The organism is Dehalogenimonas sp. THU2 (assembly GCF_039749495.1).
Classification (GTDB): domain Bacteria; phylum Chloroflexota; class Dehalococcoidia; order Dehalococcoidales; family Dehalococcoidaceae; genus Dehalogenimonas.
Genome location: NZ_JBDLLU010000021.1, coordinates 1 through 15,516, shown reverse-complemented (window position 1 = coordinate 15,516; position 15,516 = coordinate 1). Strand labels below are relative to the sequence as shown.

Annotated in this window: 13 protein-coding genes, 1 tRNA gene, 1 rRNA gene and 1 pseudogene; 6 read left to right on the top strand and 10 right to left on the bottom strand. The window is 51.0% G+C overall.

Annotated features, from left to right (window positions below; genetic code table 11):
* Positions 1 to 107: 107 nt before the first annotated feature.
* The 10 genes from ABFB09_RS09115 to ABFB09_RS09070 all read right to left on the bottom strand — a co-directional run bounded on the left by ABFB09_RS09115 (position 108) and on the right by ABFB09_RS09070 (position 9,189).
* Positions 108 to 1,046: a tyrosine-type recombinase/integrase gene (locus ABFB09_RS09115; protein WP_347001186.1), complete on the bottom strand. Its 939-nt coding sequence runs from the start codon at positions 1,044 to 1,046 to the stop codon at positions 108 to 110.
* Between the two features lie 47 nt (positions 1,047 to 1,093).
* Positions 1,094 to 1,170 (bottom strand) — tRNA-Ile (locus ABFB09_RS09110).
* A 208-nt stretch (positions 1,171 to 1,378) separates the two neighbouring features.
* A 16S ribosomal RNA gene (locus tag ABFB09_RS09105) occupies positions 1,379 to 2,879 on the bottom strand.
* A gap of 197 nt (positions 2,880 to 3,076) precedes the next feature.
* Positions 3,077 to 3,613, bottom strand: coding sequence for a GNAT family protein (locus tag ABFB09_RS09100; RefSeq protein ID WP_347001185.1), 537 nt, complete (start codon positions 3,611 to 3,613; stop codon positions 3,077 to 3,079).
* 4 nt (positions 3,614 to 3,617) lie between these two features.
* Positions 3,618 to 4,583, bottom strand: a complete 966-nt coding sequence (locus ABFB09_RS09095) for a HEAT repeat domain-containing protein (protein ID WP_347001184.1) — start codon at positions 4,581 to 4,583, stop codon at positions 3,618 to 3,620.
* Complete coding sequence (locus ABFB09_RS09090) at positions 4,558 to 5,376, bottom strand: PAC2 family protein (protein WP_347001183.1); 819 nt, start codon at positions 5,374 to 5,376, stop codon at positions 4,558 to 4,560. The genes ABFB09_RS09095 and ABFB09_RS09090 overlap by 26 nt, the downstream gene beginning before the upstream one ends.
* Before the next feature lie 46 nt (positions 5,377 to 5,422).
* Positions 5,423 to 6,730 carry a TldD/PmbA family protein gene (locus ABFB09_RS09085; RefSeq protein ID WP_347001182.1) on the bottom strand — a complete coding sequence of 436 codons (1,308 nt, stop codon included), beginning with the start codon at positions 6,728 to 6,730 and terminating at the stop codon, positions 5,423 to 5,425.
* A 2-nt stretch (positions 6,731 to 6,732) separates the two neighbouring features.
* A complete protein-coding gene (locus ABFB09_RS09080; RefSeq protein ID WP_347001181.1) occupies positions 6,733 to 8,109 on the bottom strand; it encodes a TldD/PmbA family protein in 1,377 nt (458 codons plus the stop codon).
* A gap of 169 nt (positions 8,110 to 8,278) precedes the next feature.
* Positions 8,279 to 8,710: a hypothetical protein gene (locus tag ABFB09_RS09075; protein WP_347001180.1), complete on the bottom strand. Its 432-nt coding sequence runs from the start codon at positions 8,708 to 8,710 to the stop codon at positions 8,279 to 8,281.
* 203 nt (positions 8,711 to 8,913) lie between these two features.
* Positions 8,914 to 9,189 carry a hypothetical protein gene (locus ABFB09_RS09070; RefSeq protein ID WP_347001179.1) on the bottom strand — a complete coding sequence of 92 codons (276 nt, stop codon included), beginning with the start codon at positions 9,187 to 9,189 and terminating at the stop codon, positions 8,914 to 8,916.
* Here ABFB09_RS09070 and ABFB09_RS09065 point away from each other — a divergent pair.
* From ABFB09_RS09065 to ABFB09_RS09040, 6 genes and pseudogenes are all read left to right on the top strand, one after another.
* Complete coding sequence (locus ABFB09_RS09065) at positions 9,188 to 10,321, top strand: lamin tail domain-containing protein (protein WP_347001178.1); 1,134 nt, start codon at positions 9,188 to 9,190, stop codon at positions 10,319 to 10,321. The two genes, ABFB09_RS09070 and ABFB09_RS09065, sit on opposite strands and share 2 nt — an antisense overlap.
* A gap of 70 nt (positions 10,322 to 10,391) precedes the next feature.
* Positions 10,392 to 10,958 carry a hypothetical protein gene (locus ABFB09_RS09060; protein ID WP_347001177.1) on the top strand — a complete coding sequence of 189 codons (567 nt, stop codon included), beginning with the start codon at positions 10,392 to 10,394 and terminating at the stop codon, positions 10,956 to 10,958.
* Positions 10,959 to 11,072: 114 nt separating this feature from the next.
* Positions 11,073 to 11,324 (top strand): annotated as a pseudogene (locus tag ABFB09_RS09055) (transposase); the annotation flags it as partial.
* A gap of 908 nt (positions 11,325 to 12,232) precedes the next feature.
* Positions 12,233 to 13,993 (top strand): site-specific DNA-methyltransferase, encoded by a 1,761-nt coding sequence (locus ABFB09_RS09050; RefSeq protein WP_347001176.1) that lies wholly within the window; start codon positions 12,233 to 12,235, stop codon positions 13,991 to 13,993.
* A 46-nt stretch (positions 13,994 to 14,039) separates the two neighbouring features.
* Positions 14,040 to 14,417 carry a hypothetical protein gene (locus tag ABFB09_RS09045; RefSeq protein WP_347001175.1) on the top strand — a complete coding sequence of 126 codons (378 nt, stop codon included), beginning with the start codon at positions 14,040 to 14,042 and terminating at the stop codon, positions 14,415 to 14,417.
* A complete protein-coding gene (locus tag ABFB09_RS09040) occupies positions 14,411 to 15,100 on the top strand; it encodes a hypothetical protein (RefSeq protein WP_347001174.1) in 690 nt (229 codons plus the stop codon). The genes ABFB09_RS09045 and ABFB09_RS09040 overlap by 7 nt, the downstream gene beginning before the upstream one ends.
* Positions 15,101 to 15,516 lie beyond the last annotated feature (416 nt).

The following is a 15,516-nucleotide window of genomic DNA, read 5'->3' as shown; positions in this document are numbered from 1 at the left end:
CGGACGTCGCTACTTTTCTGTGGATTCGATGAAGAAAACGCTGGAAGGGGCGCAGGAGGAACCCCTTATCATGGCTTTACAACCTTAATGATTCGGGAAACCACCAATCATGAATTTACACCACTTGACGGGACACTACCGGAAGTGTACCTACGAGTCATTACCAAGGTGCTATGACCGAGTAATGACTGCACCTCAAACTCACCGGCACCATTCATCAACGCCCTGGTAGCGAAGGTATGGCGGAAAGTGTGCGGTCCCGGCCGGCAGCCTTTCACCCCTGCCTCCTTGCAGATCCGCTTGATGAAAGTCTGGATGGATCCTTTGGCCAGTGGTGTCCGTTCCTCGGTCAGCCATAGGCATGGGTAGCTATCCTTGCGTTGCAGCAGGTATTTGTAAAGAGCTTTCTGAGCATCACGACCCGCCCTCACGTATCTCTCTTTAGAGCCTTTACCCATTACCCGGATTGTCTCTTTTTGCAGATTTATATCGGCCAGCTGGATATTGGCCAGCTCTGATAACCTCAACCCGGTATCCAGCAGCAGCAGAATGATGGCCCGGTTGCGGATGTCCAGGAAGCCGTTGCCGGAACAGATCGTCAGCATATTCTTTATGTCTCCCATACTGAACGGCTTAACTACCTTCCGGGGAATTGAAGGAGGCTTCTGGCGCTCCATCAGATTAGCAGTGACGTAACCTTCACCCTTCAGCCACAGCAGGAAAGTCTTTAATGCCCGATAGTGGACATTGATGGTGGACGGCTCCAGCTTCCGTTCGTAAAGTGAATAGAAATACAGCTTTACATGATTCGGTTGGATCTTAGAAGATTCCAGCGGTAACTGAGCTGACTGCAGAAAGTCGATAAATGACTGAATCCGTCTAGAATATCCGTCCAATGTTCCGGTGGCTTTTCCTTCGACCTGGCATGAATAGAGATATAGCTTTAATAAGCTAGGTAATTGCTCGGAATTTGTTAAAAGACCGAGGTCTAGAGCCGTGACTGCGCAATCGTGTGAATTCTGTGCAAGACCGAGTTCTACAACCATATTTGTTTCGGCTTGGGGAAGGCCGGAAACCGCTTTTTAATCGTAAATGGTGGGCCATCCTGGTCTCGAACCAGGGACCTCGGTCTTATCAGGACCGCGCTCTAACCAACTGAGCTAATGGCCCGGGGGATGAAACGAACGAAGGTAATTCTAACCCAGTACCGTTACTAAAATCAAGCGGCGAGTCAGATCTGACTCGCCGCTAAAAAGCATCTTAAAACACTGAGACCTTAACCTCTGGATAGCGGAAGGAAATTCGGGTCAATTTTGTACTTCGACTTGCGTCGAAGATCGACCTAGGAATGGAGAACCGAAGTTCTCAACATCCTTAGAAAGGAGGTGATCCAGCCGCAGCTTCCGCTACGGCTACCTTGTTACGACTTCGTCCCAATTACCAGTCCCACCTTGGGCGACTGCCTCCCTTGCGGGTTAGCCCATCGACTTCAGGTGTTACCAGCTTTCATGACGTGACGGGCGGTGTGTACAAGGCCCGAGAACGTATTCAACGCGCTATGCTGACACGCGTTTACTAGCAACTCCGACTTCACGCAGGCGGGTTTCAGCCTGCGATCCGAACTGAGGATGGTTTTGGGGATTAGCTCCCGGTCGCCCGGTGGCAACCCATTGTACCATCCATTGTAGCGTGTGTGTAGCCCAGGGTATAAGGGCCATGCTGACTTGACGTCATCCCCACCTTCCTCCCCGTTTTGCGAGGCAGTATCGCTAGAGAATATAACTAGCAATAAGGGTTGCGCTCGTTGCAGGACTTAACCATACACCTCACGGCACGAGCTGACGACAGCCATGCAGCACCTGTGATAGCTCCTGACTTGACAGGTCGATCCCCTTTCGGTTCACTACTTCTAACATGTCAAACCCTGGTGAGGTTCTTCGTGTAGCATCGAATTAAACCACACGCTCCGCTGCTTGTGCGGGCCCCCGTCAATTCCTTTGAGTTTTAGTCTTGCGACCGTACTCCCCAGGCGGGGTACTTAAAGCGTTAGCTTCGGCACAGAAAGGGTCGATACTCCCTATACCTAGTACCCAGTGTTTAGGGCGTGGACTACCAGGGTATCTAATCCTGTTCGCTCCCCACGCTTTCGGGCCTCAGTGTCAGTTTTGGCCTAGAAAACCGCCTTCGCCTCTGGTGTACCTCCCGATATCTACGCATTTCACCACTACACCGGGAATTCCGTTTTCTCCTGCCATACTCAAGTCCAACAGTATCAGATGACCCCTCCCAGTTGAGCCGGGAGATTTCACATCTGACTTGAAGGACCACCTACGCCCACTTTACGCCCAATAAATCCGGATAACGCTCGCCTCCTACGTATTACCGCGGCTGCTGGCACGTAGTTAGCCGAGACTTATTCCTCAGGTACCGTCATTATTCTTCCCTGAGAAAAGAGGTTTACAACCCGAAGGCCGTCATCCCTCACGCGGCGTCGCTGGGTCAGGCTTTCGCCCATTGCCCAAGATTCCTTGCTGCTGCCTCCCGTAGGAGTCTGGACCGTGTCTCAGTTCCAGTGTGGCTGACCATCCTCTCAGACCAGCTACCGATCATTGCCTTGGTAGGCCGTTACCCCACCAACTAGCTAATCGGAGACAAACCCCTCTTCAAGCACCTTGCGGTTTTAATGATCCTTCTTATGAAAGAGCATCACATGCGGTATTAGCACTTCTTTCGAAGTGTTATCCCCCACTTAAAGGCAGGTTATTTATCTATTACTCACCCGTTTGCCACTATCCCGACTTGCGTCGGAACCGTTCGACTTGCATGCATAAGGTGCGCCGCTAGCGTTCATCCTGAGCCAGGATCAAACTCTCCAAGCTATTTAAAAAACGAATTTACGCTGCAATAAAATTGGCTTTATTTCCTTCCGCTATCCAGTTGTTAAGGTGCTCCGTCAATCGCTGACGAAGTAGAATAATATCATAGCCGCCAAGGGCTTGTCAAGGGTCTAAGGGCATCCGCTCCGACGTTTGGCTAATCGTGAGGGCGGAAACAGAGTTTTGGGAATTTTCGCCGATTATTGTTTTTCAGCCTGCTTCTCCCAGTCGCGGCGCGTCAGTTCCATCTGGACGAACGACACTTCGCCTTCCCTTACCGAACCGGCGACAGTAAAACCGGCTTTGGCGAAACACCGCTGCGCCCTCAGGTTGTCAGGCAGCGTCCGCAAACGCAGTTTCTGCAGATCGGTCTGGCGAAAGGTGTAATCCACCAGTCCCCTGAGCGCCGCTACGCCGTACCCCTGCCCCCAGTACTCCCGCCGGCCGATATTGATGCCAATCTCGGCCTCCTTGGTGGCGCGGTTGATGTTATGGCAGGCGCAGTCTCCGATATGCAACCCTTCCCCGGTTTCGATGGCAAACTGGATACGCCCCGGCCACTGGTTTTTGAGTATGATAGCGTACTCGGCCGCGAACTCAGTGAAAGACAACGTCAGCGGCGGCTGGACGTGCAGACGGGAAAACTCAAGGTCGGTCTGCCACTGGTAGTCCAGCGCGGCATCATCCAGGCGCTTGGCCCGGAGGGCTATCTTCGGCAGTTTTTTTTCAACCCGCATCGTTTTACTCGTCGGTATCGGCGGAAAAGTCCAGGACATCGGCGCCGGCGGCCAGGTCTTCCAATGACTGCACGGCCATCTCACGCACTGCCTCGTCATCGGATTCAACCAGCTCTTCCAGGCAACTCTTGGCATCCGGCCCGCCGATCCGGCCAAGCGCGACAATGGCCGCCATCTTCACATCGACGTCGTTATCCACGGTCAGGCGGACGAGCTGCGGCACCGCCAGTTCATCCTCGTACTCGCCGCAGGCCACCGCGGCGGCATAACGATGATCCGGTAAATCGCTGGACAACTCATCGAGGAGAATATCCAGCCACCCCGGATCCAGGTTGCGGCCGGCGGCAAAAAGGGCGCTGCCCCGGAAAACGGGATCGCCGGAATCATAGGCCGCGGTAATGGCCTGGCGTACTTCGGGCCGGGAAAGATAAGACACCGCTTCCAGGGCTCGCCGCCGGACTTCAATCTCCTCACCGGGATCGTTGAAAGCACTTAGCAGCTTTTCGGCAAGCAGATCCCCCGTCTCTGAGCTGAGCTTGCCGTATTCGGCCAGCATGACGAATTTTCCCAACACCTCGGCCGCCGCGGCGCGCACCCCGGCGTCGGGGTCAGATTCCATCAGCGGTAACACTTTACGGATCAGGGAAGGGTCGTCCGTCTCCCACAGACCTTCGATGGCGGCCGCGCGCACCACCGGCAGGGGGTCACCCAGCATGCGGCGGTAAAGGGCGCTGAAATCCAGCGTGGCGTCGTCCTCGGCCAGTTCCTGCATCCGCCCCAGCGCCAGCGCTTTGCGCTCCGGGGGAGTTTCCGGCCAGTAGCGGCTGAAAAGAGCCGCCTTCTCCGGAGAGGCCAGGCTGAGGGCGGCTATCTCGGCGTTAGAAAGCTTTTCATCGGTGTCGGCGAGCTTTATAAGCACGCTTTCGAATGACGGTTCGACGCCGTCAGTTCTGTGAGCCGGATTCGTCATCCTCTTCATCCTCCTCGAACTCGCCGCCGCGCTCCCAGATGGGTTCGGTAAAATAGTCGATGTAATCGCCCATGGCCTCGGAGGCCATCTCCTTGAGCCGGCTGTTGGCTTCGGCCGCCTGTTCCTTCAGTTCATCGAGGGGGATATCGATATCCAGCATCTTGAGCAGCACCTCGGCGATGGCCAGGGCGGCGGTGGGGTTGGGAAAGCGCGAGGCGTAATGCGGCACTTCGCCCAGCAGGCACATGGCATCTAGCTTCCGATCCTTGGCCACTCCCAGAAGCAGGCCGTTCAAACCGGAGATCTGCAAGTCCCCCCCCAGCACCAGGTTATGCGTTTTGATATCCTCAAGGAGGCTCTCCGTAGTGGCGGCGCCCCACACCTTCGGCTGTTCCGAATGATGGATGCGGGTCAACGCCGCGGCACAGGTGTACAGGCGGCGGACGCCGAAGCGCTCGGCGACGTCGATGACGGTATGGGCCAGTTCATAGGTCTTGCTCTGCGGCTGGTCGTCGCCCAGGAACAGGATGAGGTCCCGTTTGCCGGTCTTGTTCTTCCAGTAGAAAAACCGGCTTTCCGGGAACTGTGGCGACTCCACCAGGTTATTCTGCACCAGCACGCCGATGGGATCGAAAAAGTACGGCGCCACCACCTCGGCCAGGGGTTTGGGATTGAGCTTATGCGCCAGGTAGGTACCTACGATCATGGCCACGTTGGCGATACCCGGCCAGGCGGCCAGCATATATGGTTCCTTAAGCTTGGGACGGGCGTGTATCCTTACCAGATTGGTCACTTAATATTTCCTTTACGCTATATAACTCGTAACTTGGAACTCGCAGCTACTTCGCCGCCACCGACACCGCCGGGCAGAAGATGGACGGGGTAAAAAGATTACCCTGCCAGCGGGCGTCCGAGGCCAGGGTCATGTTCTTCAGGAGTTTGTAGATGTTGCCAGCTACAACCGTGTCCTTGACCCTTCCCGTTATTTTACCATTTTCCACCTTGTAACCTAAGAGGACGTTGCCGGAGAAGTCGCCGCCCAGGACGTTGCCCTGCTCCGCGCCCATGAGGTACTCCACGACCAGACCTTCTTCGATGCCGGCCAGCAGGGTTTCGAAACTGGTATCGCCCGGGGTCAGGGTGAGGGCGTTAATGGACGGCGACGGTGCGCCGCCCCGCCCGCGGCTGCCGTTGCCGGTGCTGGCCGTGCCCGCTTTGGCAGCGGTTTTCAGATCATAATAGAAGCTGGTCACCCGGCCGTTCTCTATAAGCGGCAGGCGGCGGCTGGCCACGCCTTCGTCATCGCACAGGCGGGATGACGGGCGGAGCCGCAGCGTGGCATCGTCGTAAAGGGAGAATTTTTCGTCGAAGACCGTTTCGCCCAGCCTTTTCGCCAGCGGCGAGGCGCCTTCCAGCACCAGCTTGCCGTTCAAGGCCGAGGCCAGGGCCGGTATGAAGGCGCTGGCCACCCCGGAGGGGGTGAAGATGACCGGCATTTCGCCGGACTGCACCGGGACGTTCCGGCTGGCCCGTTCAAGCTGGGTCAGCACGTTGGCGATAACTTCGTCAGAATTGTTGATAATGCGGCAGTCATCCTCGCCGTCACCGACGAAGAGCATATCGGTACCGCGCACCCAGGTGCCCTGGACGCCGATACCCATGACCGTTTTCTTATAGGCTGTGCCGCCGCCGCGGGAGTTCATCACCCGCACCGACATCCGCGCCGTCTCCACGCCGCCGTCGCACAGCACGTCCGGGAAACGTTCAGTGACCGCGGAGATCATCCGTTTACCCATCTCGACCATCTCGGCGGCGCTGACTTTGAGTACCGCGTCATCCCATGTATCGACCCCGGGATAATCCTGCGGGCCGGGGAGATCGAAATCCACCGGCTGGCCGAAGCGCGCCGTCTCCAGCGCCATGGCCAGTATGTTCTCACCGTCATCCGGCCGGGCGCTGACCCCAAGGCCGAGCCGTCCGTCTTTGATGATGCGCAGGGTGACACTGGAACTCTGCTTGGCTTGCAGGCTTTTCAGGCGGTTGGCCTCGAAGTGTACCGGCGTTTCTTCGCTTTCCACTATATACAGGTCGGCCTGCTCGGCTACCGCGGCCGCTTTTTCCAGGAGTTTTTCAAGTGACAAGCCCATGATTAACGGCCTCCTATCAGGCAGCGCTGGATACGGATATGCGGTGAACCGTTGGACACCGCCAGCGGCGACTGGCCGCCCTTGCCGCAGCCGCCGCCCTGGTTCATATCCAGGTCGTCGCCGATGGCGTCGATGCGTTTCAAAGTATCGAAGACATTGCCGGAAAGGACCACCGGCCGCACCAGTTCCTCGACTTTGCCGTTCCTTATCATGAAGGCTTCGCCGGCGGAGAAGGTGAACATCTCCATGGAGGTGGTGCCGCCGTACCAGTTACGGGCGTAGATACCTTCTTTTATATCACCTATCATCTGGTCGAAGGTGACATCCCGCGGCTCGATGAAGGTGTTGCCCATGCGCACGATGGGCGGATGCCGGAAAGAGATCGCCCGGGCGTTGCCGGAAGGCGTTTCTTTCATCTTGGCCGCCGTCTCCCGTGAATGCAGCCGTCCGGTGAGTCTGCCCTCCCGGATCAGATGCACCCGCTGCCCCGGCGTGCCCTCGTCGTCGTAGGCGTAACCGCCCCGGAGGTCCGTCATGGTGGCGTCGTCGATGATGTTCAGATGCGCACCGCCGAACTCCCGCCCCAGCACCATGACCTCTTTAAGCTGAGGATTCTCATAGATGTGATCGGCTTCCGACAAGTGACCGAAGGCTTCGTGGACGAACACGCCCGCCAGCACCGGATCCAGCACTACGGTGTATTCACCCCCTTTAGCCTGGGGCGCCTTGAGCAGGGCCACGGCGCGTTCGGCGGTCTCTTTAACCCGGCTATGAAGCCCCTTTATGTCCTCGAAGTTGCCGCGGCTGCCCATGGAGATGCCGGACTGCTGCACCTCCCCGCCGCCGGCCGCCACCGCGTTCACCCGGAGGGTGATATCCGCCCGTTCCTGGCTGATGAAGCTGCCGCCGGAGGTCAGCAGTATGGATCGCTTGCGGCTGTCGCCGTAGCCGATGGAAGTAGTCTGCAAACCGGGGATAGACCACAGCACTTCATTATATTCGTCCAGCAGGGCTTTTTTATCCGCCAAGCTGACGCGCCGGGGATCGTGGCGCTCATCGATGACGATCTCAGCGGTGGCCGGGGGTACCGGAGCCAGTTCGCTGCTCCCGCTGCCAGCCAGGCGTGCCTGCTCCACCGCCTGCTCGATACGCCGCTCGATGTCTTCCAACGAATTGAAGCTGGAGAAGCCCCACCCTCCATTCACCAGGGCGCGGACATTGCCGCCGGCGTCCCGGGTGCGGGTGGCCGTTTCCAGTTCCCGACCGCGGTAGGACACGGCGCTGGCCTCGGTTTCCTCAAGGTGGATCTCCAGGTGGTCGGCGAGGTAACGCCCCAGTTTGCCGTCGAGGTGATGGGCGACGTCGATGATTTCAGGCATATTCATTCCTTTATGGGGGATGATTTAAGTTTAACCACGGTTTATCGGGGTGTCAAACGGCATCCCTCCCCGGCGGGCTCATCGATGAGTGTTACGTAGAGCTTTCGGCGACATCACCGTCACCCAAAAAATGAAAATTCATAAAACAATTCCGATTCTCAGCTTTGGGCTAAACGTGGGATTCGATAATTGAGTCGAATCCCGGTTCCGGGGAAAGCCGCGCCGCCCACACCGCCGTATCCAATGCGGATTCCGTCAGACGCGACGGCAGATCAGCCTGTCGAAGGAAATCAAGGATACCGGCTTTCAAAGCGCCGCCGTGCCGATGGCTGGCGACGTACGCTCGGGCAACCGCGCCCACAGCCAGTAAAATGACGCGGGTGTTATCAGGGGTTTTTTCAAGCACCGTAACCAGCCTGGCCCTGGCCACAGCCAGTTCCCGCTCCGAGGCGGAAAGCGCCGCCATCCGGCGGGCCTTCTCCTCTTTAGCCGCGCGGAGACACCGGGCGTAATCCGAATAGAAACCATGGGTGCGGGCGTTCTGATTGCCGGGTTGACCGCCCCGGCGGCGGGGCGCAGTGGATCCGTCTTCTTGACTCAACAAGATACTCCTGTTCTATCTTTACTTATCGCCGGATATAGAATAAGGCCGGGGAGGGCGGTTTGTCAATGGGATATTGGCGGGTTTGGGAAATAAATATATTCTGGAAAAGGGAACTACTTAACAACTGGTATCACGGATGGGGGCAGGTCACAACCGGAGATGTTGTAAGACCTATTTTAATCTGATTGCGGTAAATTGCCTTAAGACGCACCAACAATTAATTTGTATAGTATAATGGCTAAACTAAAAATCGATTCGTGAGGTATGAACCTGAACCGTTTCATTAAACCGGTATTAGCGATTATACTTTCATTGGGGCTGCTTTTTGGTTCCCTCGCGTGTAGTCCTACAGCTACAAATGTCAATCCCCCCACATCAACAAATCCTACTGCTTCCACCAACCCACAAACAACCGCTCCTCCTTCTACGACAACGCCCCCGTCAACACCACCGCCAACGACTACTACGGCAATCATGGGTAATCTAACGGTCCACTTCATCGATGTCGGCCAAGGCGACTCCATTCTCATCGACTACGGCACCATTGAAATTCTCATCGATGGGGGAGATCGTTCACCAGGTGTTATTCAATACCTTCAACAATATGTCGATGGCGATCTCGAAGTTGTGATTGCTACTCATCCTCATGCTGATCATATTGGAGGGCTTATCGCAGTATTCGAAACCTTCAAGGTCAATGAGATCTGGCATAATGGCGATACTTCAACATCGGCGACATACCGAGACTTCATGAGTAGGATGAGCGCCGAAGGTTCACTTAATCATATTGCAAAACGCGGTGATACCATCACGATTGGTAGCCTGAACCTCTTTGTCCTCAATCCGACATCTCTCAGTAACGACACTAATGAAAATTCCATCGTCCTGCGTATGGTATACGGCACTCAGGCCTTCCTATTCACTGGAGATGCTGGTTTGACATCAGAAGCCTCAATGATCTCCGCTGGATTGGAATTACAGTCTGACGTTCTGAAGGTTGGTCACCACGGATCATCTTCTGCCACATCAGCGACGTTCTTAGACAAGGTGAAGCCAGAGATTGCTATATACATGGCCAAAACCGGGAACAGCTATGGGCACCCCCACCAGGTCACCATAGATAGGTTGGTTGAGGTGGGAGTAATGATATATGGCACCGACACTAATGGAACTATAATTGTGACATCCACTGGAACAACGAGTAGTATCCAATCACCAAATGCGATACCAATCCCAACTCCAACGCCTACCATTCCTCCGACATCACCGTCCGGGGCTTCTGGTGTAAAAATATCCAATATATTCTACGATGGCTCAGTGCCAAGCGTTGAATCTGATGAATATGTGGAAATCACTAATCTGGGTAATACGCCAGTTGATTTAGCTGGTTGGGTTCTTAAGGATATTTCAGAAGGATATCCATCGTTCAAGTTCCCAAGTTTCATCATCCAACCTGGTCAAAAAATCAGGGTTTATACTAATCAGATTCATCTACAATACGGTGGATTCAGTTTTGGGTATGGCACGGCAGTTTGGAATAATTCAAGCCCAGATGTGGCTGTGTTATACAATGACCAAGGGACCGAAGTATCTCGATTAAGCTATTAATTCTGGGGATCATAAAATGATCTTAAGTTAGATGTCAGCATCAGCGCCAACTTAACGGAGGGAACACCACTTGAACAACAGCCGTGATTTTTTACCCAACCTTTTTTATGATCAACCTAGCAAACCAATAACTCAAAGTGTTCTCACATTATTTTTCGGCTTGGCTTTAGGTATATTTGGCGGATTTGCCTTTTTCACCTATGTGGTGATTGGGGTCAGTCTCTGGGACGTACGGACACCACAAGATGTTGATGCCTTCAGCGTTAATGTTGGACAGACGATAGAGAGTAGAACCTATGCAGATCTAGCTAGGTTCCTTGAGAACGATAAAACAAATGAAGCTAAATATGGTGTGGGGGTGTTTGATTGTAAAGAATACGCTCTTTTTACCTGGGCTCACGCGATCCAAGTTGGGTTCAATGCCGTTCCGGTCATCGTTAAATTGGATGCTCCGTACAATCACATGATCCTTGCCTTCGAGACGTCTGACAGAGGAATAGTTTTTGTAGAACCTCAATCAGATAACGAGGTTTTTCCCGCTACCTGGACAAAATACTTTGGGTTCGACATCGTTGGGCTGTATTACCTTGATATGTCCACGATACCGGTGTTGGGGAAATATCCACCACTTTCGTGAAGTCTTGATAGTTGCTATTGACAGGGGTGAAATATCAAAATTGATGAATGTTAAATAAGATCAACTGTTTAACGACTGATTTCCTTTTCTTCCTGTAAGCGTCAGTTCCTCTCTGATGAATGGGCATATCGCCGCGGCGTGAAGCTCAACTTCATTCGGCCAGGTAAACCTATTGAGAATGCCTACGTCGAAAGCTTTAACGGCCGTTTGAGAGATGAATGCCTGAATACGAACTGGTTTATGAGCCTGAAGCACGCCCGCGAGATCATCGAAGATTGGAGGAGAGACTATAACGAAGTCAGACCGCACAGCTCATTGAAAGGAGCTACCCCGCAGGAGTATACTGAAACGGCCGTGGGACTCTAGTCCATGGTGTAGCTACTCGTGGGGTAAGGTCATTCCCCCTCAATTTTCAGTTCAACAATACTTTGTGTCTTTGGGGAAAAAGTAAGATCGTCAGAGCATAATAACTTGATATCACCGTTTTCCCAGAAAAAGAAAAACTTCCGTTTCGCTATCATATAGAACCTTCTCAGCTCTTCGACATTATAGCTGAGCGATTGAGAGGTGGGCAATCGGTTAGATTTACAATAGCTGGGAATTACCGATAAAGGTGAACACCCGCAAAATTTGAAAAAATTTGCCCCCGGAACCGGGAGCTGGTCTTCGGTGTGTTCGTACTCGGTACGATTGCTCACGATTGCCAAATGTAACATTAGGGCTCTAATGTTACACAACACTTTCAAAGGCCTATCAGGCGGACAGGGGAAATTTTCACCTTTGTTCTTTCAAAATGAAAATACAGGTTAGTCTGCACAAATTCAGTGAGCTTATTTACACTCCAAAACGGTAATGCCTTGCGGCTTGTTTGATACGACCCTATAATAACCTGAACCAAAGGGACTTGTTTTCTATGTTGCGCAGGACAATAGCGTGCGACTTCATTTCTCCCTTGGCAATAAGCCGCCAGATCCAGAAGCCATTACGCTCACAGCAACTACTTAACAACTGGTATCATGGGTGGTGGCAGGTCAGGCATGTGTCGAATAATGAAGAGAGGGAAATCATGATCCTTTTTGATGTTATTGAATATAAGAGCAATGCCTATTCAAATAACAATCAGTTAATGGGGGGAGTGGCATAGAGCGTGATGCCGTGAGACGGTCTGAAACTGTATATCTGTCCGACTAGTGGAAAAAGTGAATCAGTCCTATGAGCGACGCAGTTGATGATAATACCGCACTAGAGAGTCGCAGTAAATTCTGAGGTTGAAAATGTCCAAAAAGAAAGATTATGAGAATTGGAACAGGGAAGATCTAATTAAAGAGATCGATGCCCTCCGCAAACAAAAAACGTATGGCTTGGTTTGGGAACGGGATAGCACCAAAGAATGTTTTGATTATTACCTTAACTGGGATGGTTCGAACACTAAGGAACAATTTACAGACTCACAGAATAAATTGCCGGTTCTGAAGGAGGTTAAAGAGAATAATATCTTAACTGATCTCTCGCTTCCGAATAATATTCTTATCGAAGGTGATAACTATCACTCTTTGGCTGTATTGAATTTTACGCATCGCATGGCAATTGATGTCATTTATATCGATCCTCCGTACAACACCGGACATAATGATTTCAAATATAACGACAAATGGGTTGAAATTGAAGATGGTTACCGCCACAGTAAGTGGCTCTCATTTATGGAGAAGCGGTTAAAACTATGTCTGAATCTGTTAAAAAAGCAAGGGATTATCTTTATTTCAATCGATGATAATGAGGTTGCCCAACTAAAACTTCTTTGTGATGAAATTTTCAACGAAGCTAATCACATCGCTATATTACCAACCGTGATAAATCTTAAAGGTAACAATGACCAATTCGGTTTTGCGGGAACTCACGAATATGTTCTCGTGTACGCTAAAAGCAGAAAACACGCTCACGTCGGAGAATTCCTTGTGGATGACGAAGGCTTCGAAGATTGGGAACAAGATGATTACGGATATTTTAAGAAAGGGGCTAATCTAAAGTCCACGGGAGTCAATGCCCCCAGGCATAAGCGTCGAAATTTATTCTACCCCATCTTTATCACCGACGAAGATCAAGTGTATGTCACAAACGATGATAAGATCCCTCTAGCGAGACGGGGCATGAATGACACGACGTTGTTACCAATTACTGGCAATCAAGAGATGACTTGGAGATGGGAAAAAAAGAAGGTTGCCAGCGAACCATACAATATAATCGTTTCAAGAACTGGTAGCAGTGTCTCTATTTACAAAAAACAACGTCCCAAGCTGGGGGATTTGCCCACCAAGAAACCCAAAACTTTGTTTTATAAACCAGAATATAGCAGCGGGAATGGAACTGCGCAGATAAAACGATTATTTGGGAGTAAAATTTTTAACAATCCAAAACCGCTTGATTTGATCAAAGATTTACTTCTGATCTCATCTGATAAAGACTCCGTAATTCTCGATTTTTTTGCTGGATCGGGCACCACTGGTCATGCGGTTCTTGATCTTAACGACACTGATGGGGGCAAGAGAAAATTTATTCTTTGCACAAACAATGAAGAAAATATTTGCACTGATGTTTGTTATCCAAGAATCGCTAAAGTCATTAGTGGTTACAGTGTCGATAATTCAGAAATCCAACCCCTTCGCAGCAACTTGAAATACTTCAAAACCGACTTCGTTGAATCAGCACCAACTGACATGAATAAGAAAACAATCGTAGAAAAATCTACGGAGATGTTGTGCGTTAAAGAGGACGCATATGTGAAAGTGGCAGAGGGCAGTGGGTTCAAGATTTTCAAAAACTCAAAAGTTAATGTCGGAATAATATTTGATATGGATGCAATTGATGAATTTATCGATGTGGCACTTGGGGTTGACGGATACTTCCATACATACGTTTTCTCCCTTGATAGTTCCGTCCCTGAAACTGAATTTGACCATTTAAAAGATAGAGTTCAATTATGCCCGATTCCGGAAGCGATTTTAAACGTCTACAGAAGAATATTTAAGGAAAAATAATATGGCGACTGACTCAAAGCCGATCCGGAAATCTGAAGATACTTCGATGGAACTTATCATCGAAGCTCTCAATGGAAAGGATACGCATGGTTTTAACGTTGATTCAATTTTTTATCATTCCAAACAAGGTTGGGTCGTCATAGAGTTTTTGAGATGTGAGACTGTTCGCCCCCATGAAAGTAGTCCTAACCGGTATTGGAATCGCTGCTGGCGGAAAGTGACTGCCTTATGGAAACTCACGGAAAACCTAGATGGACAGTTCTACTGGGTAACTTTCGAAGATAGCCGTAAGCAATTTTCAATATTGCATATTACTGGAGTCGATAAGGATCATGGCATAACTTTTTCCAGAACCAACACCGATTTTAAAGGTTTCTGCAAATGGTATAACGAGCTAAATGATAATCCGGGGAAACTGTGGTAAAAACGCAAAGGAAACTACCATATAAGTACTTCGAAGGGGTGTCTGGGATTATCGATTACTCTAAGATTCAAATAATTGCTTTAGGCAACCATAATAACAAGTTGATCACTAACAACTTAAATAAAGCAAAAGAAGAGTACGAGAGAAAGGTAGTTTACAATCTTTCTGTTCAGAAGGATACTATTTGCTCGGTTTGGAATGTTCCCTTAACCATTAGTTACAACAGCAGATTCAAACAAATGGGATATAAGAAGGCCATAATGTCTCCACCGTATTTCAAAGATATGAATAAACCAGAAAGACTTTTTATCGATCTATTGGAGGACCCCAATAACAAAGTTAAATGGTGGTTCAAGAACGGAGAAGGGGAAAACAAATACTTTGCGATCAAATACTTGGATCAAATACAAGTTGAGAGGGCTTTTTATGTTGATTTCATTGTAAGAATGAAAGATGGGAGGCTTGGTCTATTTGATACGAAAAGTGGTTTTACTGCCCAAATTGCAAAAGAAAAAGCCGAAGCCCTTGCCCGCTATGTTAAAGAACAAAATCAGAATTACAATAAAAAGCTATGGGGTGGTATTGTCACGTTCAAGGACGGAAGTTGCAGGATAAACGAATCGGAGGTTTACTCTGACATTGGGATAGAACCTCAAGCCTGGCAATTCGCAGATTTTCTCTAAGCGGGAAGCCTATCATTGCACTAAGTACAATCCTATCCAAGGCCACTTCCCGCGAACCCTCACTGGTCTTTATGGGGGGAGGGTCACCCTCCATAATGGCAATGGGAACAAGAGATCAGCACCGCCTCTGAAACGGGTTGCCACTCGCCGTTTGGCGCAGGATACCGGTATTCAAGGACGAGCCACCGTTCCACGGCGCGAACACTGATATTGCCAGAAGGTTCACCTCGACGTGACCAGCTAACAGATAAAGACCGCCCGGTAACAAGACCGCCATGGCGATTCAACCAGTTTATATCAAGGGCTAATAAACCGTCCGCCGTCGTTTTGGTACCTGGAGGAAGAATTGTATTGGCAAATTACGCTTAGGGTTTAGCGCAATACTTGATGACTTCGGCGAAGTTGTTGATCCGGGT

What these genes read in the sequence shown, in the direction of transcription:
- ABFB09_RS09080 (WP_347001181.1), bottom strand. Translation starts at nt 8,109, where the DNA reads ATGCCTGAAATCATCGACGTCGCCCATCACCTCGACGGCAAACTGGGG.
- ABFB09_RS09085 (WP_347001182.1), bottom strand. Translation starts at nt 6,730, where the DNA reads ATGGGCTTGTCACTTGAAAAACTCCTGGAAAAAGCGGCCGCGGTAGCC.
- ABFB09_RS09045 (WP_347001175.1), top strand. Translation starts at nt 14,040, where the DNA reads ATGGAACTTATCATCGAAGCTCTCAATGGAAAGGATACGCATGGTTTT.
- ABFB09_RS09065 (WP_347001178.1), top strand. Translation starts at nt 9,188, where the DNA reads ATGGGTAATCTAACGGTCCACTTCATCGATGTCGGCCAAGGCGACTCC.
- ABFB09_RS09095 (WP_347001184.1), bottom strand. Translation starts at nt 4,583, where the DNA reads ATGACGAATCCGGCTCACAGAACTGACGGCGTCGAACCGTCATTCGAA.
- ABFB09_RS09100 (WP_347001185.1), bottom strand. Translation starts at nt 3,613, where the DNA reads ATGCGGGTTGAAAAAAAACTGCCGAAGATAGCCCTCCGGGCCAAGCGC.
- ABFB09_RS09050 (WP_347001176.1), top strand. Translation starts at nt 12,233, where the DNA reads ATGTCCAAAAAGAAAGATTATGAGAATTGGAACAGGGAAGATCTAATT.
- ABFB09_RS09070 (WP_347001179.1), bottom strand. Translation starts at nt 9,189, where the DNA reads ATGATTGCCGTAGTAGTCGTTGGCGGTGGTGTTGACGGGGGCGTTGTC.
- ABFB09_RS09115 (WP_347001186.1), bottom strand. Translation starts at nt 1,046, where the DNA reads ATGGTTGTAGAACTCGGTCTTGCACAGAATTCACACGATTGCGCAGTC.